Genomic DNA, 20,963 nt, shown 5'->3' with positions numbered 1-20,963 from the left:
GCCGCCGTCGCCGGGGGCGGGTCGCGGGGGGTCGATCCGGGTCACGCCCGGTCCTTCATCTCTTCCTTGAGCCGGCGGGACAGCGCGAGCCGCTGCACCTTCAGCGTCCCGGTCCGCGGCAGCTCGGCCCGGGGGATCTGGATCGGGTCGGCGAGCTGGGGGAAGCCGGCGACGGCCGCGCGCCAGCGGTCCCGGTCCAGCGGCGCGTCGTCGGTGGTGCAGACCACCGGGATCGGCTCGGACTTCAGGCCGTGGACGACGACGAGCTCGCTCAGCTCCTCCAGCCTGCCGAGCACCTGGTCCTCGACCTCCAGCGAGCTCTGCACCCCGCCGATCATGTCGACCTCGCGGTCGAGCATGTGCAGGCAGCCGAGCCTGGTGCGGTAGCCGACGTCCCCGGTCCGCCACCAGTCCCCGAACCGGTTCTCGTCGTACCGGTCCTGCTCCGCGAAGTAGGTCTTCGCGAGCCCGCTCCACGCGACCTCGATGTAGCCGGGGTTCTCCTCGGAGACCGGCCGGCCGTCCCGGCTCACCAGGCGGATCTTCGCGCAGCCCCGCGGCATCGCCCAGCCGACGCAGCGCCCGTTCGTGCGGTGCGCGGAGTGGCGGAAGTAGGCGCGGCCGACCGCCGGGCCGACCTCGCTCTGCCCGTAGATCTGGAAGTAGAGCGCCCCGCGCCGCGCGGACGACCTGAGCAGCCGGCTCATCGTCCGGGGGTGGATGGCGTCGAAGGTGCTGCTGAAGTACCGCACCGACGAGAACGGCCTGCGGGGGTCGTCGGTCAGCGCCTCCCATTCCATGAGCGAGTTGGGCAGCGCCTCGACGAAGCCCGGCCGGTGCTCGCGGAACGTCTCGGCGACGTGGTCGAGGGAGCCCTCCCGCATGAGCAGCACCGGCATCTCCTGGAGGAGCGCGAGGGACATCGCGGCGACCATCCGGGAGTGCACGAACGGGATGTGGATCGCGACGGTCTCCTTGCGGCGCATCAGCGACAGGAGCCGCCACTGCGGCCTGAGCCGCACGGCCTGCGTGCGGGGCGTGTGCACGACGAGCTTGGGGATTCCGGTCGTGCCGGACGTGTGGGTGATGACGGCGGCGGCGTCGATCGGCCGGACCCGCGGGGCGACGTCGGGCGACCCGGCGTAGTCCGCGAGCGACAGCGCACCCGGCCGGTCGCCGCGCACGATCAGCGTCCGCTCGACGAGGTCCGCCAGCGGCAGCTCGGCCAGCGCGTCGAGCGTGCGCCCGTCGGTGAGCAGGCTCGGCCGGCCCAGCCGCTTGAGCAGCGCGCCGACGGTGATGGCGTCCAGCGAGGGCGACAGCATGACGGGGATCGCCCCGATGCGGGACGTGGCCGCGCCGAGCATCCAGGCGTCGGCGTTGGCCGTCTTGTAGAGGACGACGTGCTCGTCCGGCCGGACACCGGCCGCCCAGAGGCGGGCCGCCAGGTCGCGGATGTGGTCGGCGAAGTCGGTGACCGTCATGCGCCTGCCCGCGCCGGGCAGGACGTCCAGGTCGTGGTCGAGGTCGATCGGCGTGGAAGCGTTGACGGCCGCGGCCATCTCCGGCAGAAGGCCGATGTGGAGACCGCGCTTCTGGACCGATCTGTAGGCGATGGAACGCTTCATGGGGGACTGACTCCCTTGCGATGTTCAGCTGCGTCGTCCGGGCCGCGCCCGCGCGTTTCGGTCGTGGGGAGTTGACGGGCCCGCCGCGGAGGACGTGCGGCGGGCCCGGGATCGGGAGGTACAGGGACGGGAGGTGCAGGGAGTCGTCAGCCGGCGCGGCCGGCCTTGAGCGCGGCGGCGACGTCCACGGCGCGCTTGGCCTGGTAGGCGGCCGCCCGCAGCGGGACGTCGCCCGGCGCGCCGTCGGCGGCCCGGTGGGACGTCCCGTAGGGATTGCCGAGTTCGAACTGGACGGGATCGGTGTATCCGGGCGGCACGATGATGCCGCCCCAGTGGTAGAACACGTTCCCCAGCGCGAGGATCGTGGACTCCTGCCCGCCGTGCGCGGTGCCGGTCGAGGTGAAGGCCGAGTACACCTTGTCGGCGAGCTTGCCGCCCTGCCGCCACAGCCCGCCGGTCGTGTCGATGAACGCCTTGAGCTGCATCGCCGGGTTGCCGAAACGGGTGGGGGTGCCGAACAGCACCGCGTCGGCCCACTCCAGGTCGTCCAAGGCGGCCTCGGCGACGTCGGCCGTGTCCTGTACGTGCCGGGCCCAGGCCGGGTTGGCGCTGATCGCCTCGGGAGGGGCCAGCTCGGGGACCTTCCGCAGCCGCACCTGCGCCCCGGCCTTCTCCGCGCCCTCCGCCGCCGCCGACGCCAGCGCGTGCACGGTGCCGGTCGAGCTGTAGTAGATGATCGCGGCGTTCACACTCCGCATGTCGGTCTCCTCTCCGGATACGCGCGCGGTCACCGCGCCGGGTGCGGACGTGCGTGGGCGCGCAGCGCGGTCCGCAGGGCTCCCACGACCCTTTCGACCTGGCCGTCGGTCAGCTCGGCGTGCATCGGGATGGCGAGGTTGCGCCGGAAGAGGTCCGCCGAGACCGGGCACGTCTGGTCGGTCTTGTAGACGGGCTGCAGGTGGCTCGCCCACGTGCCGTGCCCGCAGCCGATGCCCTGGGCGCGCAGGTCGGCGGCGACGCCCGCCCGGTCCACGCCCGGTTCCAGCGTCACCATGTACGACTGCCAGGCGTGGGTGCGGTCGGCCGGCACGTGCGGGAGCGTGACGTGCTCCTCGTCCTTGAGGAGTTCGGCGTAGCGTTCCGCGACCGCGCTCCGGCGCTCCAGCAGCTCGTCGAGCCGGCCGAGCTGCACCTGGAGGATCGCGGCGCCGATGTCGGAGAGCTTGTAGTTGAAGCCGATCTCGGTGAACTCGGGGATCGGCAGGCCGATGACCCGCGCCTGCTCGGCGATGCTCCCGATGCCGAAGGACGACCGCAGCCGCACGTCGCCGCCGAGTGCCGGGTCCGTGGTGAGCAGGGCTCCGCCCTCGCCGCTGGTGATGCCCTTGCGTCCGTGGAAGGAGAGGCAGGCGACCGGTGCCAGCGTCCCAGCCGGGCGGCCCTGGTAGGTCGCGCCGACCGCGCATGCGGCGTCCTCGATGAGGAACAGCCCGTGGCGGTCCGCGATCGCCTGCAGTTCCGCGTAGTCGGCGGGCAGGCCGACCGTGTCCACCGCGATCACGCCCACCGTCCGGGGTGTGACCAGGTCCGCCACGGCCTGCGGGTCGATGGTGCCGGTGTCGGCGCGGACGTCGGCGAAGACGGGCACCGCGTCCACGTACCGCACGGCATGGGCGGGCGCCGGGAACGTGTAGTCGGCGACGATGACCTCGTCGCCCGGCCCGGCGCCGAGCGCCAGCAGGCTCAGGTGCAGCGAGGCCGCGCAGCTGCTCAGCGCGACCGCGTCGGCGACGCCGAAGCGCTCGGCCAGCTCCCGCTCCAGGGCCTTGCCGCGGGGCCCCTGGCCGGCCGGCCAGTCGGACGCGAACACCTCCTTGACGGCCGCCAGTTCCCGCTCCCCCAGGCTCGCGTGCACCAGTGGAATCGCGTCCATCGGGTCACCTCCCGTCATGCCGGGCTTCCGTAGCGAAGCGGTGTGATCTGGCTGATGTCGTAGCGCTCGCGCATCCGCTCGACCGCGCCGGAGTCGACGGAGCGGCCGCTGGAGAAGATCTCCGCGATCTCCTCGAAGTAGCGTTCGTGATCGGGCGACGGGTAGCTCTGGAACAGCATGCGGACCGGCTCGTCGGTGGCGTTCGTGAACGCGTGCGGGCAGCCGGGCGGGACGAACATGCAGCTGCCCGGGCCCGCGCGGACGACCCCGTCCCCGGCCGGGGACTTCCAGTCCCGCCAGTCCTCCCCGGTGCGCTCGACCGGCTCGAACGCCAGCAGGTCGATCTCCCCCTCCAAGACGTAGAAGAACTCCTGCGCGTGCTGGTGGACGTGGGCGCCCACGTCGAACCCGGGCGGCACCACCACCTCGAACGTCGAGATGACGAAGCCGTCCGCCGCAGTGACCTTGAAGGTGATCTCCTGCGCCTTCGTGCTGAGCTTTCGTCCCTGACCTGGGGGGACAATAAGGCCACTCATGCGACTCGCTTCCTGTCGTCTGCGGAAAACCCGACTCGAGACGGGGGTGCCCGCGCACCCGTGACACTGGATCGACCTTCTGCGCGCGCCGGCACCGCGCCCCGGCGCGGGCGCGGCGATGTCATCGGACGCGTCGTCGAATAACACCGGAGAGCGCACCGAAAGAGCGTGCGCAGGTGAAATGCCGGTAAACCGTGATCGCAGGTCACGTGACCTGCGGAGGTCTGCGACTTCCGGTCGGGATCGCTCCCCGGCTCCCGCGGTACCGCGGGGCGAAGTTTCGCCGTCCCGATCATCCGGTGATCTTCCAAAAGCGGAAGCCGGGCAAGTGGGTGGAATCGGGGCGAGTAAGTCTAGATATAAGTTCTTCGCCCCCTGCCTGTCAACCCTCGACCGCCGCCGACGACCAGTCGCCCACGCCGGCTCCCGTCGGCCCAGCCTCGACGACGTCGACTGGCCGGGCGACACCGATCGCGTGAATGACCAGGTCAGAGGGCATAGCAACGCGACGGGACCGTTCGACCGAGGCCGCTGAGCGACCACTGCCGATCGCCGGATCACGTCCTCCGAGGCCGCCACCCCGGCCGCGGCACCGGTTTCCGCGGGGTCTCCCCACACCTCGCGTCACCCCGAACGGCGCTGCGATGCCCGCCTCCCCCAGCGACGTAGAACGATCACTGGATTGACCCTGGCGGCGACGTCCAACAGTTTATGCCTTACCGCATCAAAAATGCTTCTTGCAATTATACAACGCCTACAATAAAGAGCTACCTGCTTGAACGGCGACAACAAGTCGAGCCTTGCCCTGACCATCCTGCTAACGGACTGATGATGCTCTGCCGGCTCGGCACCATGTGCGGGCTTCAGGCACGCTTTTGTCTGCGGATGGCGCAAAGTATTCGAAGCGGGGACAGGCCGATTAAGGGGGCGCGGTTTGCAGGTCGACGCGGTCCTTGCGGTCGAAGGCGGTGGAGCAGGTCTTGGCGCAGCACGGCCCGGAATCGGCCCGGCCCCCAGTGCCGTCAGCGCTATTAGCGGACCATCTCCACGGCCTCCCGGACGTCCGGGTGCGGGTCGTCGGCGAGGCCGCTCAGCAACTCGGCGACGCCGGGGGTGGACCAGTGGGCGACGGCGAACACCAGCCCCTCCCGCACCTGAGGGTCCGGGTGGCCGGCGAGGTGGGTCAGCTCCGGCAGCGGACCGCGCCGACGCGTGCCGAACCACCGCAGCGCTTCTCGCAGCGCGGCCGGGTCTCCGGGGTCTCCGGCCGCTGCGATCTTCGCCAGCAGCTCCCTGACCGGTGGCGCCGGACCGTCCATCGGGTGCGGCAACCGTTCGAGCAGGCGCCGCGCTCCGTAGCCGCCGCGCTCCCGGCACCCCAGGCAGGTGCATGGGCGCATGCCGTGCGCGCCCGGCCGGTACCGCCAGCCGACCACCTGCGGCACGGCACGAATCCTGTGCACCTCGCGAGGCCGGATCGCCCGGGGGACGAACACCTCCCATCCACGGGGGTCCTCAAGTGCCGCGATCCGCCGGACCGCCTCCGCCGCCGGAACGGCGACCTGGGCGTCCCGTGCCCGCTCGGCGTAATGCCCGGCCAGGACCTGCTGAGCGTCGTCCAGCCGCACGTGAACGGCCACCAGCCGTCCCCGGCCACCGAAACGGGCCAACTCGCGCAGCCATTGATGGGTGAGGGTGTACGACCGCAGCACCGGAAAGACGTACACCCCGCGTGCACCGCCCTGCCCGCGGCCTTCCGCACGGATCCCGGACCGCCGGATCCGCGGCGCATTCGCCGCCGAGGTCAGGTGCACTAACATCGCCATGACCCGGCATCCTAAGCGACCGGTTTCGCCGAGAACATCGCTTAAATCGGCAGTAGCGCCCCCGGGCATCCGATCACGCCGCGGGTCGCGTACTCGGATCTGAGAAGGGTGCACGCGATACGGGCAGCAGCGAGGTGCTGCCGTACCGGTGCCGGCGAATATTCGTTCGGTGAGGGCGTGGCGCGCTGGCACAGTGCTGCTGTGGACGACTACGTGGCGATCAACAGGGCCAACTGGGACGAGCGGGCCCCGGCACATGCCGATTCCCCCGACTACGAATTCGACCGGTTCATCGACGACCCCGGGCACCTCAGCGGCGTCGTCCGGTTCGACCGCCCCCGCCTCGGCGACCTGGCCGGGCTGCGCGCCGTGCACCTGCAATGCCACATCGGCACCGACACCGTGTCCCTGGCACGCCTGGGCGCCACGATGAGCGGCCTGGACTTCTCCGCGGCCGCGCTGGACCAGGCGCGGCGACTGGCCACCGCCACCGGCAGCACCGTCGACTTCCACCACGCGGAGCTCTACGACGCCGTCGAGGTCTTCGGCCGCGAAAGCTTCGATCTGGTCTACACCGGGATCGGCGCCCTGATCTGGCTGCCGGACGTGGTGCGATGGGCCCGCGTCGTCGCCGACCTGCTGCGCCCGGGCGGCCGCCTGTTCCTCCGCGAGGGCCACCCCATGCTGCTGGCACTGGACGAGACCGCCAGCCCGCCCGTCCTGGGCTACCCCTACTTCGAAACCGCCGAGCCGGTGATCTTCGAAGAGCCGGGAACCTACGTCCAGACAGACACGAGCTTCACGCACGCGCTCACCCACACATGGAACCACGGACTCGGCGAGACCATCACCGCGCTGCTCACGGCCGGAATGCGGCTGACCGGCCTCACCGAGCACGACAGCGTCCCCTGGCAGGCCATTCCCGGACACATGACCAGGGACGACACCGGCGAATGGCGCCTAACTCACCACCCCGAACGCCTGGCCGCCAGCTACACACTGCAAGCAATCAAGGAATAGCCCCTACGACTTGGCCAGGTCTCCAGCCGGCGGACGGTCAGTCATTCACTTGCGCCGTCCAGTGCACCGCCGCCTTGTCGGCGACGGGTTGCGTAGTTGGTCGTTCGAGGTTCGCCAGAAGAAGTGTCATCGGGAGGTTGGGACCGTCCACCACGTGATCGAGCAGGTCGGCCTGAACATTCTCCAGCGTCGAGGCCGGACCGTCCGCGCTCAGTGCGGCCGCCCTTTCCGCAAGCGGATAGGCGTGGCCTTGCTCGTCGCGCACCTGCATCGGACCGTAGGTGTGCAGCAGCAGGCGATCACCCTGGTGGAGTGGCACTGTCGTGGTCTCGCACCAGTGGCCGCCGAGGTCGAGCAGGGTCAGCGGCGGATAGGCGGGCAGGACTTCGATCGGCGATACCCGCCCCTCTCTCAACAGCAGGGGCGGCGGGTTCCCGCAGCACACCATTTCGGCGCAGTCCTCGCGGAAGGTGAGCAGCAGGGCGGTGACGAATTCGTCGTCCGTGAGCATCGGAGCGAGGACCGAGTGCATCCGCTCGGCCAACCCAGGCAGATTCGGCTCATTCGGAGCCAGTTGCCGGAAGTTGCCGAGTGCGGCGGCCGCCGTCTGCTGGGCCGATCCGCCTGTACCGAGCACGTCCCCGATCAGGATCCGGGTGCCGAAAGGCGTGGGCAGGACGGCATGGAAATCGCCGCGGACCCGGGTCGCCGCCGGAACCAGGCAACTCTGCGTGCGCACCGTGCCGCCTCGCTGCGCAGAGGCCGTAGTCGCCGTCGGCGCCTGATATTCCTTTCGCAGGAGGTCCAAGAGGACCTCGGGAGTGGACTCCGGAGTGGCGCTGTCCACGCACAGCCGTTCGATCGTCTGCAGGTAGCTCTCGGTCTCCTCCGCCTTGTCCAGATACAGCGCGCCGGTGAGGTTCTCCAGGTACACCACGTCCGGCAGTTCGGGCTCGGGGAAGCGCAGAATGGTGAACGCGCCGCCCTCCGCGACATGGCCCCCGAAACGGAACGGCATGACCTGGATCGTGGTGTTCGGTCGCGCGCACATGGCGATGAGGTGCTCGAGTTGGCCCCGCATCGTCTCGGCTCCGCCGAGTGGCCGGCGCAGCGCCGTCTCGTCGATGACGGCCCACAGCCGAGGGGCATCGGGCCCGGAGAGTCGCTCCTGGCGGCGCAAACGCAGTTCGACCCGATGCTCGATCTCGGCGGCGGACGCGTCCGGATTCCCGAGCCGGATGACCGCGCGCGCATAGTCGGGGGTTTGCAGCAGGCCGGGGACGAATTGGATCTCATACGTCCGGATGAGCGACGTCGCTTCCTCGAGCCCCACATAAGTCTGGAACCAGTTGGGCAGGACGTCGTGATACCGGTGCCACCATCCCGCCGTGTTGGCCTGGCGGACCTGCTCCAGGATCGTGTCCCGCTCGCCCTGCTCGGCCACACCGTAAAGGGTGAGCAGATCGGCCACGTCCCGTTCCTTGAAGCCCACCCGGCCGAGTTCCATCCGGCTGATCTTCGACTCCGAGCTCCGGATGCGATCCCCGGCCTCGTGGCGGCTCAGCCCGGACGCCTCCCGCAGGCGGCGCAGCTGTGCGCCGAGGATGATGCGAAGCACCGTCGAACTCGATCCCGGACGATCAGCGGTCACCTCCCACCTCCGAAGGCGTCTGCGGCGGCATCGCGTGCTCCTCGCACGTTGAATCGCGTCCCGCTCACGGGATGAGGTCGTCGGGTCCGGTGGGCGGGCGCGTGCGCGTGGTGGCGGCGCGCCAGAGCACCTCTGGCAGGAACAGGGACTGGGGCTGGGCGGTGAGCGCCAGCACGTCGACGAACCGGTCGCATACTCGCGGGTCGACGTTGGCGAGATGCTGGACCCGGTCCACGTAACGGTTGAGGATCCTGGTCCGGAGACCGGCCGTGGCGCCCCGGGTCGTGCTGTACCGCAGGTCCTCCCCCGTGGCCACCAGCCACGGACCGCTGGCGTTCTTGATCACCTTGCGGTGGAAGCGCCGCGCCAGCCCGTCGAGGTCCTCGTCCGCCCGCAGGCACGCGTCCAGCGTGAGCGCGGACTTCGCCGCGACGGTCATTCCCTGGCCGTAGAGCGGATTGAAGGCGCACAGTGCGTCTCCCGAGACGAGGAACCGCTTCGGCCATGCCCGCATCCGCTCGTAGTGACGGCGATGATTCTCGGTGCGCCGGTAGCCGACGACGGGGGTGAGCGGCTCGGCGTCGCGGATCGCCTCGTAGAGCACCGGGCTGCGCAGGCTCTTGGCGAAGTCGAGGAAGCCGCCGGCCTCGTTGGGCGGGTAGTCCTCGCCGACGCCGAAGAGGCTGACGATCCACCGTCCGCCCTCCTGGGGGAACAGCGCGCCGGTGCGCGTGCCCTGCGGAGGGTCGGCCTGGAGGTAGAGCGCCTTCCAGCCGGGGTCGAACCCGGAGGGGACGGCGTAGGTGCGGCTGGCGTATCCCAGCAGCGGGTCGATCAGGGTCTGCCGGACGGCCGGGTAGCCGAGCCGCTCCAGCCACGCGGGGGTCTTCGAGGCGCGCCCGGTTGCGTCGATGACCAGGTCCGCGGTGATCGGCTCGCCCGGCTCCGCCGTCCCCCGCTCGCGCACCTCGACTCCGGTGACGGCCCCGGTGACGGCCCCGGCGTCGGCGAGCAACCCGGTCACCTCGTGCCCGCTCAGCATCTGAAGGTTCCCGGTCTTGGCCAGCCGGGCGCGCACCGTCCAGTCGAGGAGGTCCCGGCTGAAGGTCAGCAGGCGGGTCGACTCGAACCGGCGCCGCCATCCGGCGGAGGTCAGCCACAGCATGTCGGCGGGCACCCGGACCTCCGGGACGTCCGCGGCGAGCAGCTCGTCCTCCAGCCCGGGGAACAGCTGCTCCGCGATCTCCATTCCCCGGCTCCAGAGCACGTGCAGATGGCGCGCCTGCCCCAGACCGGGACGGGACCCGACGGCCTCCGCGAAACGGTCGCGCTCGATCAACGTGACCCGGGGGAAGTGGTCGGTGAGGACTCTGGCCGCCAGCAACCCCATCAGGCTGCCGCCGACGACAACGGCATGCTCACGGCGCTGCGTCATGGTCTTCCTCCTCGGGGGTGCGGAAAGGGGCGTTCACCAGGACGTCAGCGGCGGCGATCGAAGGCTTCCGCGAGTGGGAGAGCACTCGGGCGCTCCCCCATCGCGAATGCGACGGCCTGGTCGAGATCGAGGCCCGTCCCCTGCTCGAAGAAGTGCCCATATGCCTCGTCGCCTAGAGCCTGCCGAGCAAGCGCCTCGCCTTCGTTGTGCGGGGCGTTGAAATACGCGGAACCGAACAGCGGGAGCCCCACCGTCCGCCAGATGCGTCCGGCCGCCCCCTGCAGGGCCGCGGCGTCCCGTGGACGGCCGCTCGCCGCGTGGAACAGGGCGAGAAGCTCGATGCCCAACACCGCGCAGACCAGATCATTGAAGGTCCGGCTGGTGTCCACGCACTGCCGGGCGAGGCCGGTGGCCTCCTCCGCCCGGCTCCCGGTCCAGGCCGCGAAGGCCAGGACGTAGAGCGCGTAGGCCCTGACCCACTGCTCGCCGTGCTCCTCGCAGATCGCGCGGACCCCTTCGCACAACTCGACGGCGAAGGGCAGGTCTCCCTGGAACGCGACCGTCATGGCGTACTCGGCGCGCGCCATGATCACGCTGGTGTTCAGCTCTCCGAGGGAGTCATAGGCCGCCAGCGCGTCCTTGAAGAAAGTCGCCGCCTGCGCGTGATCGTCGGTCACCAGCGCGACGCAGCCCAGCCGATGGACCGCATTGGCCGACGCCACCGGGTCGCCGATCTGCACGGCCGCCGCCCTACCGGCCTCCAGGTATGCGGTCGCGGCATCCGTTTCACCCTGCTTGATGGCGATGTAGCCGTTCACCCAGAGGGCCTTGGCGCGTACCCGGGTGACGTCCGTGTCGAGGGCGAGTGCCCGATCCAGCCAGTGCCGCCCTTCGGCAAGGAAACCGCAGCCCACCCAGTAGAAGCCCAGGGCCCCGGCCATCCGCAGGCCGGTTCGCGCCTGGCCGGGAGTGGTGAGGCAGTAGTCCAGGGCCGCGCTCACATTGGCGTGCTCGCTGAGCAGGCGCGTGAAGATCTCCTTCTGCCCGGCGCCGAACCACTCGGCCTCGCACTGCTCGACCACACGCAGATACCAATCGCGGTGCCGCCCCCGCACACTCTCCTGCTCGCCCAGCTCACCGAGCCATTCCGCGCCGTACTCACGCAAGGTGTCCAGCAGCCGGTACCGGACGTCCGCGCCGTCTCCGATCCGCGAAAGGATCGACTTGTCGACCAGAGCCGCCAGCGTCCCCGAGACGCGGTCCACGGGCAGCACGCCGTCGCTGCACACGTGTTCGGCCGCCCGCTGATCGAAGTCCCCGGCGAAGACCGACAGCCGAGCCCACAACAGCCGCTCTTGGCTCGTGCACAGCTCATGACTCCAGCCGACCGTCGTACGCAGCGCGTCGTGCCGCGACACTTCCCCGGACACATCCGCGGTACCGTCCACCAGCATTTCGAACCGGTCGTCCAGCCGATCCGACAATTGCTCCAGGGAAAGCCGCCGCAGCTGACCGGCGGCGAGTTCCAGGGCCAGCGGAAGTCCCTCCAGCCGGCGGCACAGCCGCACGACGGTACGCCGGTTGCCATCGCCGACAACAAAATCACCCGTTGCCGAGGCGGCACGGTCTTCGAACAGGGTGACCGCCGCGGGCCGCGGAACCGTGTCCGCCGTCTCCAGTGGCGCGAGTTCCAGTACCCGCTCACCGCTGACGCCAAGGGACTGACGACTCGTGGCCAACACGCGCAATCCAGGCGCCGCCTTCAACAGGACGTCTACCACGCCCGCACAGGCGTCCCGGAGATGCTCGCAGGTGTCCAGTACCAGCAGCAGCCGCCTGCCGGACAGGTGACCGGCCAGGACGTCGAGCTGCGGACGCGCGGTCTGGTCGACGATTCGCAGGGTGCGGGCGATCGCGTGGCCCACGAGCGATCCGTCCCGCAGACCCGACAGCGGCACCACCCACGCGCCGTCACGGAACCGTCCCTCCAGTTCCCGCGCGGCCTCCACGGCGACCCGCGTCTTGCCGACACCGCCCACCCCGGACACCGTCACCATGCGCCCTGCGTCCAACAGCCCCCTGACCTCGGCGAGCTCGGCATACCGACCGACGAGAGCGGTCCTCTGAGGAACGAGATTGCCTTTCCCCGGCACACCGGCTCCAGCCACGACCGCCTCACCCCCCACGCACCCGCCACGACGACGCACAACCTTACCCAGACGGCCCGCAACAATAAGGCATATTCGGAAACCGATCTCCGATCAGGAAGAACCATTACAGACTTCACGAAAACCCCCACCCAACACATGAGCCACCAGCAGCAACACCCCGTGAAGGGCTCCCCACCCAAGTCGCCCTCGACAAGGTGGCCCGATGTGGTCACAGCCCCGGGTGGCGGTGGCAGGTCCCGGAAGACAGCTGCAGGAGAATCCGCCGGGGGCCGATGAATGCCGAGCGTCCTCGCGGTCTGCATTTTCGACTGCGGACCGTGCTCGGTCCGAAACCCGTAAATGCCACTTACGCCATTACTTGCCCCGCACAGCCTCACCCGCGCAACCTCGGGCGGTGACGGCCTCCTGGCCGGGGCCGTCCATCGCAAGAGGGCGGGTCGCCGTTCGGCAGACTCGGACCTGGCGGTCTGGATCTCGAAGATCATTCCAGTCGGCGAGCTGGCAGGCGTGTTCACCAGGCCCATCGAGTCCGGCCCTCCGCACACCCTCGATCAACAAGGCGGTCCGCGCCGCTTGACCACACGTTCGTGCCGGACGCCGACCTTTGAGCCCGCTTTCAACGACACCGCCGTCGCGGCGCACGCGAGTGCGGCCTGTGTGAGCAGCCCGAGCAACCGGTTCAGCCGCTCAGCGCCTCACTCCCTCCGGAGCACCGCCGAGTTCGATGCCGTGCGGCCTTTTTGTGATCTTGCTGCCGTAGGTTTCCTCCCGTGACGCGGCCACCGGAGAGTGAGAACGTTGCAGAGCCTCCGGATCACTCGCAGCCCGAGCGGGGCCGGACGAACCGGTGGGCCGTGGCCGCGGCGATCACCGGGGCGGTGGGGCTGGCGATGCCCGCGATCGGGTTGGCCGTCGCCGCTCTGGTCCAGACGGGCCGGCGCGGTGGGAAGGGCCGAGGTTGGGCGGTCGCCGCTCTGGTGATGTCCGGGGCCTGGCTCACGGCGGGCGCGGTACTTCTGAGCGTCACGGCAGGGAACGGGGAAGTCCGCGCCCCAGAAGCCCGAGGGCCGCGGGCGTCCGCGTTGTCGGTGGGACGACTGCTTCGTCGGTTTCCGGCGCGAGGGAGCGAAGGTCTTCGCGCAGGCGGCGCCGTGCGAGGCCCCCCACCAGGGCGAGGTCCTGGCCGTGCCCGTTCTGCCCGCTGTTCGGTACCCCGGTGAGGAGCGCCTGGCAGCCGATGCGCAAAGCGCCTGCCGGCGCGAGGCCTCGTCCCTGTACGAGGACGGACGCGGCGACGAGTTCACGCTGGTCGTCGACCGCCCCGACCGGAGGGCGTGGGAGGGCGGCGATCATACGGTGACGTGCCTTCTCCGCTACTCGGACGGAGCCAAGATGTACGTCCTGGCCAATGCGCCGCGAATGACCTCGGAACTCGCCGCCGGTGACTGCGTCGGGACATGGAGCGACTCCGGCAGCGTGGAACTCGTCGACTGCGACCAGAAGCACGAGGTCCAGGTGTTCGCGAGAATAACGCTGAAGCAGGAGAAATACCCGGACCACGCCCAGGTTCTCACCCTCTGTGCAGAGCGGGCGCGGAAGGTCTTCGGCACTGACCCGCCGAAGGACCTCCTGCTGCGTTACACGGGGCCGGACGAGTTGGAATGGGCGCGAGGCCAGCGACATGTCGTCTGCCTGGTCACCAGCCGGAAGGGGCGGCTGTCCCGCTCACTGGTGCCCGAACTCGAGCGATCGTGACCGCGGAGAACGGAATCGGTCTGGCAGTGCCCGTGCTGCTGGTCGCCTTCCTGGTCGCGGTCCTTCTCTTTCCGGAGCGTTCCTAGTAAGCAGACCGTTACCGGAACCCTTTCCTCGGCTCTCTTGCTAGCCCTCGCCATGACGAACAGGCCACTGAGCGACTACATGACCGTCATCGCGGAACCGGGCATTCGCGGGGTGAGCGCGGGCTCTACCGGCTGCCACTAGGGAGCGACCCCGAGGCCGAGGTCTGCGCCGCAGTCCTCGACGCCTCCAGCACCTCGCTCTCGCGAAGTACTTTGCAACAGCGAGTACTCTCGCGTGTCAGGCATCGTGCTGACCAAATGGCGATACAGCGCGTTCCAGCGCCCACCCCTCGCCGACCTGAACCGCGACCAGCTGGTCATCACCGGCATCTACGCCCACATCGGCTGCCCGATGACACACGGCCGCTCAAGGATCGATCTTCTCCCGGCATGCTTCGGGCGACCCGGTTTGCTCAATGCACTGCTCGATCTGCTCCTCCTTCGGCGGCACCCGCTCCTCGTCTCGAGTCGCCTCCGGCTCCTCCGTAGGCTCCTCCTCCTGCGTCGACTCGGGCACGTCCGTCGGCTCCTCGTCTTGAGTCGGCTCCGGCTCCTCCCCCGGCCCCTGCTCCTGGGGCGGCTCCGACTCCTCCACAGAGTCCTCAATGCCGTCGCCGTTTCGATCCCGCTCCGAGGGAACCGGCGAAACCGTGCCGACACCTTCCGGCCCGAACTCCTCGATACAGCTCTGCCGCACGCTCGCCCCTGCCGGATGCTTGCACTCTTCGGGGAGAGGCCGGTCATCGGTGTCTTGCGGGGTAGGCTCAGGCGTCCGGGTCGGCTCCTGCGACGTCGGCTCGTGCGGCTTCGCCGAACTCTCCGCAGGCGTCCGAGACGGCTCGGGCGGGGCAGCAGGATCATCCGACCCGCACGCCCCGCCACCGCCCGCGATAAGCGCGACGGCCGCAACCATCCCCGCGATCTGATTTCTTCTCATTCTTCCCCCACAATCGTGGGGCCCCACCCGATACAGCCGAGCGGGACGTCGCCGTCGCGTATGCCCGACCCGCCCAACACACCACCAGAGCCAACGGGCCACGGGAACTTGTCTTCGAGCCCGCCGCCCTTACCTTTGTCCCCTCGTTATGAGCTCGCCCATGCCACGAGACGTACCCGTACCGAACCCAAGCGCAGTCCATTCACAGGTCGCCGAATCCTCACCAGACCAGCCCAAAAAGGCCAAACGCCGCGAAGCGCGGACGTGACCATCCGCCGGCACCCGGATCCTCCACCGACGCAGACCCAACACTGAACAGCGTTCGGCAGGTGACGCGAATAGACCCCTGGCAGACGGGTTGAGCACCACGACCACCGCGTCCGAACCAGGGGCTACGAGCGGCGATCGGCCGGCTACCGGGCGGCCATGGGGGCGAGACCGAGGTCGGCGAGTACGGCCGCTCCGCGGAGGGCGTGCTCGCCGCCCGCCAGGATCCTGGTGCGGGCCGACTGGTAGTGGCAACCGGCGGCGTCGAACGCGTCCGTCGTGGCGAGCAGCCGCGTCGGGTCCCCCTCCAGTAGTGCCTCGGCCCGCTCAACGATGGCACCGGCGACGGGATTGCCGGTGGTGAGTTCGCGGGCGTCGGCCAAGCGGTGGCGGGCGTCGGGGCTTCCCGCGAGCACGGCGGCCTCCGCGCGCAAGGCCACATACCAGTGGTGCCAGATCCAGGTGACCCACCTCCACACCTCGCCGGGTTCGGGAGCCATCCGCTCCAGCGCTTCGGACGCCTGTCCGTTGTGGAGCAGCGGCATCGCGTCGAAGACCGCGCCGTAGCCGTGGACCCGGTTCGGGGACGCGCCGAACTGCTCCAGAACCGTGTTCCACACGAGCCGGGCGTCCTGGTCGTCGCGGAGGCCGTGGACCATCGCGACGGCGGTCACCGCCGGTTCGAGGTCCGGCCAGGCGGGGCTGCCGCTGCGCCGCCACGAGTCAAGGAACCGGACGGCGCCGGTGAGCACGTCGCCGACGTCGCCCGCCAGCGCGTCGGCGACCAGCTGCCAGCTCGTCGCGCGGTGCCCCACTTCGGCCAGGGACGGGTGGTCGGCGAGCCGCCTCGCCCAACGGCGGGCGCCGGGCAGGTCCCCGACGCCGATACCGGTCTGGGCCGCCTCGCCGAGCGCCTGGACGAGCTCGTGGGTGACAGCGGGCGTGGTCGGCGCGGACGACAGAAGGCGGACGCGGCGCCGGGCCGTGGCCGCGGTGGCGAACGCGTCGCCGGCCCAGCTCTGGACGGCGGCGAGCGCGTCGAGCGCGGCGGACTCGGCGGGTGGGTCGCCGGTGCGGTGGGCGAGTTCGACCGCGCGTTCGGCGCGCGCGAGCGTCTCCGTCACCACGTCGTCGTGCGGGTCCTGGTCGGCGCCGAACGCGTCGGCGGCCGATGCGACCTCGGCCAGCGCGACGGCCGCCAGTGCGGCGGGGTCGTCGTTCGCGTCCTCCCGCGCCTCAGTGATCAGCGCGAGCGCCTCGTCCGGGGACGGCGTCCGGACGAACGTGCCCGAGAACCGGTACACGGTGGTCGCGGCGGTCGCCAGGTCGGCGGCAGCGCGGGTGGCGGCGCCACACCGGCGGGCGTGCGCCGCGGCGGCCCGGTGCAGGCGGTACATGTCGTCGCCGTGCATGCGGCACCCGGCGACGGCGGCGGCATGGCGGAGCATCGCCGCGGCGGTGGCCGGGTCGCCGGCGAGCGCGGCGGCCTGCTCGTACCGCTGCTGTGACTCCCCGACCAGATTGCGGGTGAAGGCGAGCTCCGCCATGTGCCGCGCGAGGTCGAACGCGTCCGCGCGGTGTTCCGGCTCGTCGGCCGCCCACGCCAGGGCGGCGCGGAGGTCGTCGGCGACGGCGTCGAACCGGGGCCGCCAGTCCGTTCCGCCGACCGCGAGGCCGGCGGCCGCGGCCAGGGACCAGCGAAGGTGCCGGGTGCGGGCATCGGCCAGCTCACCGGCCTCGGCGAGCCGCTCGGCCCCGTACTGGCGGATGGTCTCCAGCGCCCGGTACTCGGTCGCGCTCGACGACGCCCGCACGACCAGCAGGCTCTGCTCCGCCAGGCGGGCCAGCCCGTCGGCGATGACGCCCTCCCCGGCCCCGGCCACCTCCGCCGCCGCTGTGGCGGTGAACGGCGCGACGAACACCGACACGCGCCGGAGGAGTTCACGGTCGGACGGCTCCAGCAGTGCGTGGCTCCAGTCCATCGCCGCCCGCACCGAACGGTGCCGGTCGTCGGCGCGGGAGCCGCCGGTGAGCGTCCGCAGCGGTTCGGACAGGGCTGCGGTGAGACCGTCCAGCCCGAGCGTCGGGTACCGGGCGGCGGCCAACTCGATCGCCAGCGCCATGCCGTCCAGCCGCTCGCAGATCGAGCGGATGTGGTCGTGCAGGGGAGGATCCAGCGGCCAGCCGATCGCCGTCGCCCGTTCCTTGAACAGCGCGACCGCGTCCGACTCGCCGTCGTCGGACAGCGACAGCGGCGGGACCTGGTACACCCGCTCGAACGGCACCATCAGCCGGGCCCGGCTCGTCACCAGCACCGTCACCCCGGGGCACGCCGCGAGCAGCCGCTCGACGAACAGCGCCACGCCGTCCCGCACCTGCTCGCAGTTGTCCAGCACGAGCAGCGCATGCCGGTCGGCCAGCGCCACGGCCACCGACTCGGTCATACCGCGGCCGGGCTGCTCGCCGAGACCGAGCGCCCCGGCGACCGCGTCCGCGACCATCCCCGGATCGTTGACCGGCACCAGATCGACGAACCACACCCCGTCCGCGAAAACGCCGGCCGCGTCCGCCGCCACCGCCAGCGCGAGCCGGGTCTTGCCCACACCGCCGGGCCCGACCGCGGTCACCTGCCGGTGCTCACCGATCATCTTGGTCAGCTCGGCCCGCTCGCTCGCCCGGCCGACGAACGAGGTCAGCGGAGCCGGCAGGACGGGCACGGCATGCGACGCATCGACGGCGCGGCGGCTCGCGGCGGCCTGCGCGGCGAGCGCCCGCCGGTCCGGGACGTCCAGCTTCCGCAGCAGCGCGGAGACGTGGCTCTCGGCCGTGCGGACCGAGATGAACAGCCGCGCCGCGATCTCGGCGTTGCTGAGATGGTCCCCGACCAGCTCCAACACCTCGGCTTCACGGGGAGAAACGTCCACGCTCGCGGTCACTGTCCCATTCTGTCGCAGGCCATCCGTGCGCGGTCCGTGTCAGCGATCCGTAGTCGGTTCCGTAGGCGCTACGGATGTGGCCGGCCTGAGCCTGAAGCGAGGCTATGAGCAGTTGAACAACGGGCCGATGCGGCCCACGACTCCAGGAGCGACCATGAGCGGATCTCCCGTCCAGGGAATCAGAACCGTGCTGCACCCCGTGAGCGACCTGGCGAAGGCCAAGGCGGTGTACGCGGCCCTGCTCGGCGAGGCGCCGCAGACCGACTCGTCCCACTACGTCGGGTTCGAGGTCGGGGGTCAGCACATCGGGCTGGTCCCGGCCGGCGGCCCCCGGGACATGACCTCGCCGGTGGCCTACTGGCACGTGCCGGACATCGACGCGAAGGTCGCCGAACTGACCGCCGCCGGCGCGACCGTCAAGGAGGCCGCGCACGACGTCGGCGGCGGACGGCTGGTCGCCGCCGTCACCGACCCGGACGGCAACGTCCTCGGGCTGATCCAGGACCGCTGAGCACCACCGCCGGACCACCTCACCAGAAGGAACCACCATGACCTCGTTCGAATCCATCACCCTGGAAGTCGCCGACCCCACGGCCGCGGAGACCTTCTATGACACCTTCGGTCTCGCGCCCTATGTGAACGTCCGCCCCTCGGACGAGCCGACCACCGGCTTCCGCGGCTTCGCGCTGTCGCTCGTCACGTCCCAGCCCGGCAACGTCGACGCCCTCATCGCCGCCGCGCTCGACGCCGGCGCCACGACGCTGAAGCCCGCCACGAAGTCGTTCTGGGGCTACGGCGGCGTCATCCAGACCCCGGACGGGACGATCTGCAAGGTCGCGTCCTCAAAGAAGAAGGACTCCGCGCCCGCCGCCCCCGAATTCGACCAGGTCACGCTTCTGCTAGGCGTAGCGGACGTCAAGGCGAGCAAGCGGTTCTATGTCGACCGCGGCCTGGCCGTCGCCAAGAGCTTCGGCGGCAAGTACGCCGAGTTCGACACCCCGTCGTCCACCGTCGCACTGGCGCTCTACCCGCGCCGCGCCCTCGCCAAGGACACCGGCGTCGACCAGGAGGGCACCGGCTCGCACCGACTCGTGCTGGTCGGCGGCAGCGACCCCATCACCGACCCGGACGGATTCGCCTGGGAACCCACGCCCACCCCCTCTCTGTCAGACTGCTGTGACACAAGGGACGAACGAGTCCTTCTGATACCAAGCAGGGCGAGACAGGACGAACAGCGCAGTGACGATGACTCTCGCCGACCAGGCCGCCGTGACGACACGGCAGGATGGTCGGGTGACCGACGAACACGGCGACCAGCAGCCGGGCAGGCCCGCCCGGCCCAAGCGCCGGACGTTCACCAAGGCCTACAAGGCCCGGATCCTGGCCGCCTACGACGCGCTGCCCGAGGGCAGCCCCGAACGCGGCGCCCTGTTGCGTGCCGAAAAGCTCTACCACTCCCACATCGAGCACTGGCGCAAACAACGCGATGAAGGCACCCTGGCAGCCACGTCGGGAAAGCCGGCACGCAGCCCCGAGGCCGAGGAACTGGCCCGCCTGAAGGCCGAGAACAAGAAACTCAAGGCCGAAGCCGCCAAACTCGAAGCCGGCAACGCCAAACTCGCGGGTGAACTCGACAAGACCCGAACCGCATTGGACATCGCGGGAAAAGCATTCGCGCTGCTGCAGGACATCTCAAGCAGCGCGGACTCCGACGAGAACTGAACCAGGTCATCGACGACCACCTGCCCGGCATGGAGGAACTGCTCGGCACCGCCCGGGCATGCCGCATCCTGGGGAAATCCCGCTCGACTCTGCACCGGCACCGCAATCCCCGCCCGCCGCGGCTCGGGCCGCGCCGCCCGTTCCATCATCCGGCCGAGCTGTCGGCGGCCGAACGCGAGCGGGTGCTGGCGGTGCTGGACTCGGCCCGGTTCGTCGACAAGTCACCGGCGCAGGTGTGGGCGATTCTGCTGGACGAGGGCGTGTACCTGTGCTCGCAGGCCACGATGTACCGGCTGCTGCGCGAGCGCGGCCAGACCGGTGAGCGGCGCGCCCAGGCCGTGCGTCCGGCGACCGTCAAGCCCGAACTTCAGGCCGACGGCCCCGACCAGGTGTGGTCGTGGGACATCACGAAACTGAAAGGCCCCGTGCGCGGCGTGCATTATCTGCTGTACGTCATCATCGACATCTTCTCCCGCAAAGTCGTGCACTGGGAGATCTGGCCCACCGAGAACGGCACCCTGGCCAAGGAGTTCATCCAGCACGCCATCATCACCAACGGCGGCGTGGCGCCCCGATCGATCCATGCCGACCGCGGCACGGCCATGACCTCCAACACCGTCACCGGACTCCTCGCCCTCCTGGGCATCGACCAGTCCCATTCCCGCCCGCACGTGTCCAACGACAACCCCTACTCCGAAGCACAGTTCAAGACCCTCAAATACTGCCCGGCATTCCCGGGACGGTTCGGCTCGATCGAGGACGCCAACAGCTTCTGCAGCCACTTCTTCGCCTACTACAACCACGAACATCGCCATTCCGGGATCGGAATGCACACGCCCGCGACCGTCCACGACGGCACCGCCATCCAGGTCCAGGCCCGCCGGGCCGCCACCCTGCAGGCGGCCTTTCGGGCCCACCCCGAACGGTTCCGAGGCCGGTGCCCCTCACCGCCCCCGCTACCGGACAAGGTCTGGATCAACCCGCCACCCCAACCCCAGACCGACAACAAGCCACAAACCACCCACGTGGCCTGACGTCTCATCCGGTTTGACAGGTTCCG

General features: G+C 70.3%; 14 protein-coding genes and 4 pseudogenes. 6 read left to right on the top strand and 12 right to left on the bottom strand.

Going from position 1 to position 20,963, the window contains the following annotated elements; translation table 11 throughout:
* Positions 1-41: 41 nt before the first annotated feature.
* The 5 genes from E1266_RS07035 to E1266_RS07015 form a co-directional block, all read right to left on the bottom strand.
* A complete protein-coding gene (locus E1266_RS07035) occupies positions 42-1,628 on the bottom strand; it encodes a class I adenylate-forming enzyme family protein (RefSeq protein WP_132044976.1) in 1,587 nt (528 codons plus the stop codon).
* Between the two features lie 146 nt (positions 1,629-1,774).
* Positions 1,775-2,386, bottom strand: a complete 612-nt coding sequence (gene wrbA / locus E1266_RS07030) for an NAD(P)H:quinone oxidoreductase (RefSeq protein ID WP_132044974.1) — start codon at positions 2,384-2,386, stop codon at positions 1,775-1,777.
* Positions 2,387-2,415: 29 nt separating this feature from the next.
* Positions 2,416-3,561 (bottom strand): DegT/DnrJ/EryC1/StrS aminotransferase family protein, encoded by a 1,146-nt coding sequence (locus tag E1266_RS07025; protein ID WP_132044972.1) that lies wholly within the window; start codon positions 3,559-3,561, stop codon positions 2,416-2,418.
* Between the two features lie 14 nt (positions 3,562-3,575).
* Positions 3,576-4,097, bottom strand: coding sequence for a cupin domain-containing protein (locus tag E1266_RS07020; RefSeq protein ID WP_132044970.1), 522 nt, complete (start codon positions 4,095-4,097; stop codon positions 3,576-3,578).
* A 1,031-nt stretch (positions 4,098-5,128) separates the two neighbouring features.
* Positions 5,129-5,923 (bottom strand): HEAT repeat domain-containing protein, encoded by a 795-nt coding sequence (locus E1266_RS07015; protein WP_207945468.1) that lies wholly within the window; start codon positions 5,921-5,923, stop codon positions 5,129-5,131.
* Between the two features lie 201 nt (positions 5,924-6,124).
* Here E1266_RS07015 and E1266_RS07010 point away from each other — a divergent pair, with 201 nt between their 5' ends.
* Complete coding sequence (locus tag E1266_RS07010) at positions 6,125-6,943, top strand: class I SAM-dependent methyltransferase (RefSeq protein WP_132044968.1); 819 nt, start codon at positions 6,125-6,127, stop codon at positions 6,941-6,943.
* A gap of 37 nt (positions 6,944-6,980) precedes the next feature.
* Here the strand turns inward: E1266_RS07010 and E1266_RS39290 are convergent.
* From E1266_RS39290 to E1266_RS06990, 5 genes and pseudogenes are all read right to left on the bottom strand, one after another.
* Positions 6,981-7,592 (bottom strand): annotated as a pseudogene (locus tag E1266_RS39290) (PP2C family protein-serine/threonine phosphatase); the annotation flags it as partial.
* Positions 7,593-7,733: 141 nt separating this feature from the next.
* Positions 7,734-8,549, bottom strand: a pseudogene (locus tag E1266_RS39285) (helix-turn-helix transcriptional regulator); the annotation flags it as partial.
* A 109-nt stretch (positions 8,550-8,658) separates the two neighbouring features.
* Positions 8,659-10,029, bottom strand: coding sequence for an FAD-dependent monooxygenase (locus tag E1266_RS07000; RefSeq protein ID WP_132044966.1), 1,371 nt, complete (start codon positions 10,027-10,029; stop codon positions 8,659-8,661).
* Between the two features lie 44 nt (positions 10,030-10,073).
* Positions 10,074-12,086, bottom strand: coding sequence for an NB-ARC domain-containing protein (locus tag E1266_RS06995; RefSeq protein ID WP_165965963.1), 2,013 nt, complete (start codon positions 12,084-12,086; stop codon positions 10,074-10,076).
* A 928-nt stretch (positions 12,087-13,014) separates the two neighbouring features.
* Positions 13,015-13,200, bottom strand: coding sequence for a hypothetical protein (locus tag E1266_RS06990; protein WP_132044962.1), 186 nt, complete (start codon positions 13,198-13,200; stop codon positions 13,015-13,017).
* Between the two features lie 149 nt (positions 13,201-13,349).
* On the opposite strand from E1266_RS06990, the pseudogene E1266_RS06985 reads away from it, so the two are divergent.
* Both E1266_RS06985 and E1266_RS06975 read left to right on the top strand, forming a co-directional pair.
* Positions 13,350-13,955 (top strand): annotated as a pseudogene (locus E1266_RS06985) (septum formation family protein); the annotation flags it as partial.
* Positions 13,956-14,285: 330 nt separating this feature from the next.
* Positions 14,286-14,390: pseudogene (locus tag E1266_RS06975) on the top strand (2,3-dihydro-2,3-dihydroxybenzoate synthetase); the annotation flags it as partial.
* 18 nt (positions 14,391-14,408) lie between these two features.
* On the opposite strand, the gene E1266_RS37815 reads toward E1266_RS06975, so the two are convergent.
* Together E1266_RS37815 and E1266_RS06970 are read right to left on the bottom strand one after the other, a co-directional pair.
* On the bottom strand, positions 14,409-14,738 hold the full coding sequence (locus E1266_RS37815; RefSeq protein WP_165965962.1) for a hypothetical protein: 330 nt from the start codon (positions 14,736-14,738) through the stop codon (positions 14,409-14,411).
* 653 nt (positions 14,739-15,391) lie between these two features.
* Positions 15,392-18,181 (bottom strand): LuxR C-terminal-related transcriptional regulator, encoded by a 2,790-nt coding sequence (locus E1266_RS06970; protein WP_132044956.1) that lies wholly within the window; start codon positions 18,179-18,181, stop codon positions 15,392-15,394.
* Positions 18,182-18,335: 154 nt separating this feature from the next.
* Here E1266_RS06970 and E1266_RS06965 point away from each other — a divergent pair, with 154 nt between their 5' ends.
* The 3 genes from E1266_RS06965 to E1266_RS06950 all read left to right on the top strand — a co-directional run bounded on the left by E1266_RS06965 (position 18,336) and on the right by E1266_RS06950 (position 20,937).
* The gene (locus tag E1266_RS06965; RefSeq protein WP_132044954.1) at positions 18,336-18,692 is read left to right on the top strand and encodes a VOC family protein; all 357 of its coding nucleotides are present in this window, start codon (positions 18,336-18,338) and stop codon (positions 18,690-18,692) included.
* Between the two features lie 782 nt (positions 18,693-19,474).
* The gene (locus E1266_RS06955) at positions 19,475-19,903 is read left to right on the top strand and encodes a transposase (RefSeq protein ID WP_132044952.1); all 429 of its coding nucleotides are present in this window, start codon (positions 19,475-19,477) and stop codon (positions 19,901-19,903) included.
* Between the two features lie 29 nt (positions 19,904-19,932).
* Positions 19,933-20,937 (top strand): IS3 family transposase, encoded by a 1,005-nt coding sequence (locus tag E1266_RS06950; RefSeq protein WP_132044950.1) that lies wholly within the window; start codon positions 19,933-19,935, stop codon positions 20,935-20,937.
* Positions 20,938-20,963: the final 26 nt, after the last annotated feature.

This window comes from Actinomadura sp. 7K534 (genome assembly GCF_004348575.1).
Taxonomy (GTDB): domain Bacteria; phylum Actinomycetota; class Actinomycetes; order Streptosporangiales; family Streptosporangiaceae; genus Spirillospora; species Spirillospora livida.
This window is presented reverse-complemented; position numbering and strand designations above follow the sequence as displayed.

What these genes read in the sequence shown, in the direction of transcription:
- E1266_RS07035 (WP_132044976.1), bottom strand. Translation starts at nt 1,628, where the DNA reads ATGAAGCGTTCCATCGCCTACAGATCGGTCCAGAAGCGCGGTCTCCAC.
- wrbA (WP_132044974.1), bottom strand. Translation starts at nt 2,386, where the DNA reads ATGCGGAGTGTGAACGCCGCGATCATCTACTACAGCTCGACCGGCACC.
- E1266_RS07025 (WP_132044972.1), bottom strand. Translation starts at nt 3,561, where the DNA reads ATGGACGCGATTCCACTGGTGCACGCGAGCCTGGGGGAGCGGGAACTG.
- E1266_RS07020 (WP_132044970.1), bottom strand. Translation starts at nt 4,097, where the DNA reads ATGAGTGGCCTTATTGTCCCCCCAGGTCAGGGACGAAAGCTCAGCACG.
- E1266_RS07015 (WP_207945468.1), bottom strand. Translation starts at nt 5,923, where the DNA reads ATGGCGATGTTAGTGCACCTGACCTCGGCGGCGAATGCGCCGCGGATC.
- E1266_RS07000 (WP_132044966.1), bottom strand. Translation starts at nt 10,029, where the DNA reads ATGACGCAGCGCCGTGAGCATGCCGTTGTCGTCGGCGGCAGCCTGATG.
- E1266_RS06995 (WP_165965963.1), bottom strand. Translation starts at nt 12,086, where the DNA reads ATGGTGACGGTGTCCGGGGTGGGCGGTGTCGGCAAGACGCGGGTCGCC.
- E1266_RS06965 (WP_132044954.1), top strand. Translation starts at nt 18,336, where the DNA reads ATGAGCGGATCTCCCGTCCAGGGAATCAGAACCGTGCTGCACCCCGTG.
- E1266_RS06950 (WP_132044950.1), top strand. Translation starts at nt 19,933, where the DNA reads ATGGAGGAACTGCTCGGCACCGCCCGGGCATGCCGCATCCTGGGGAAA.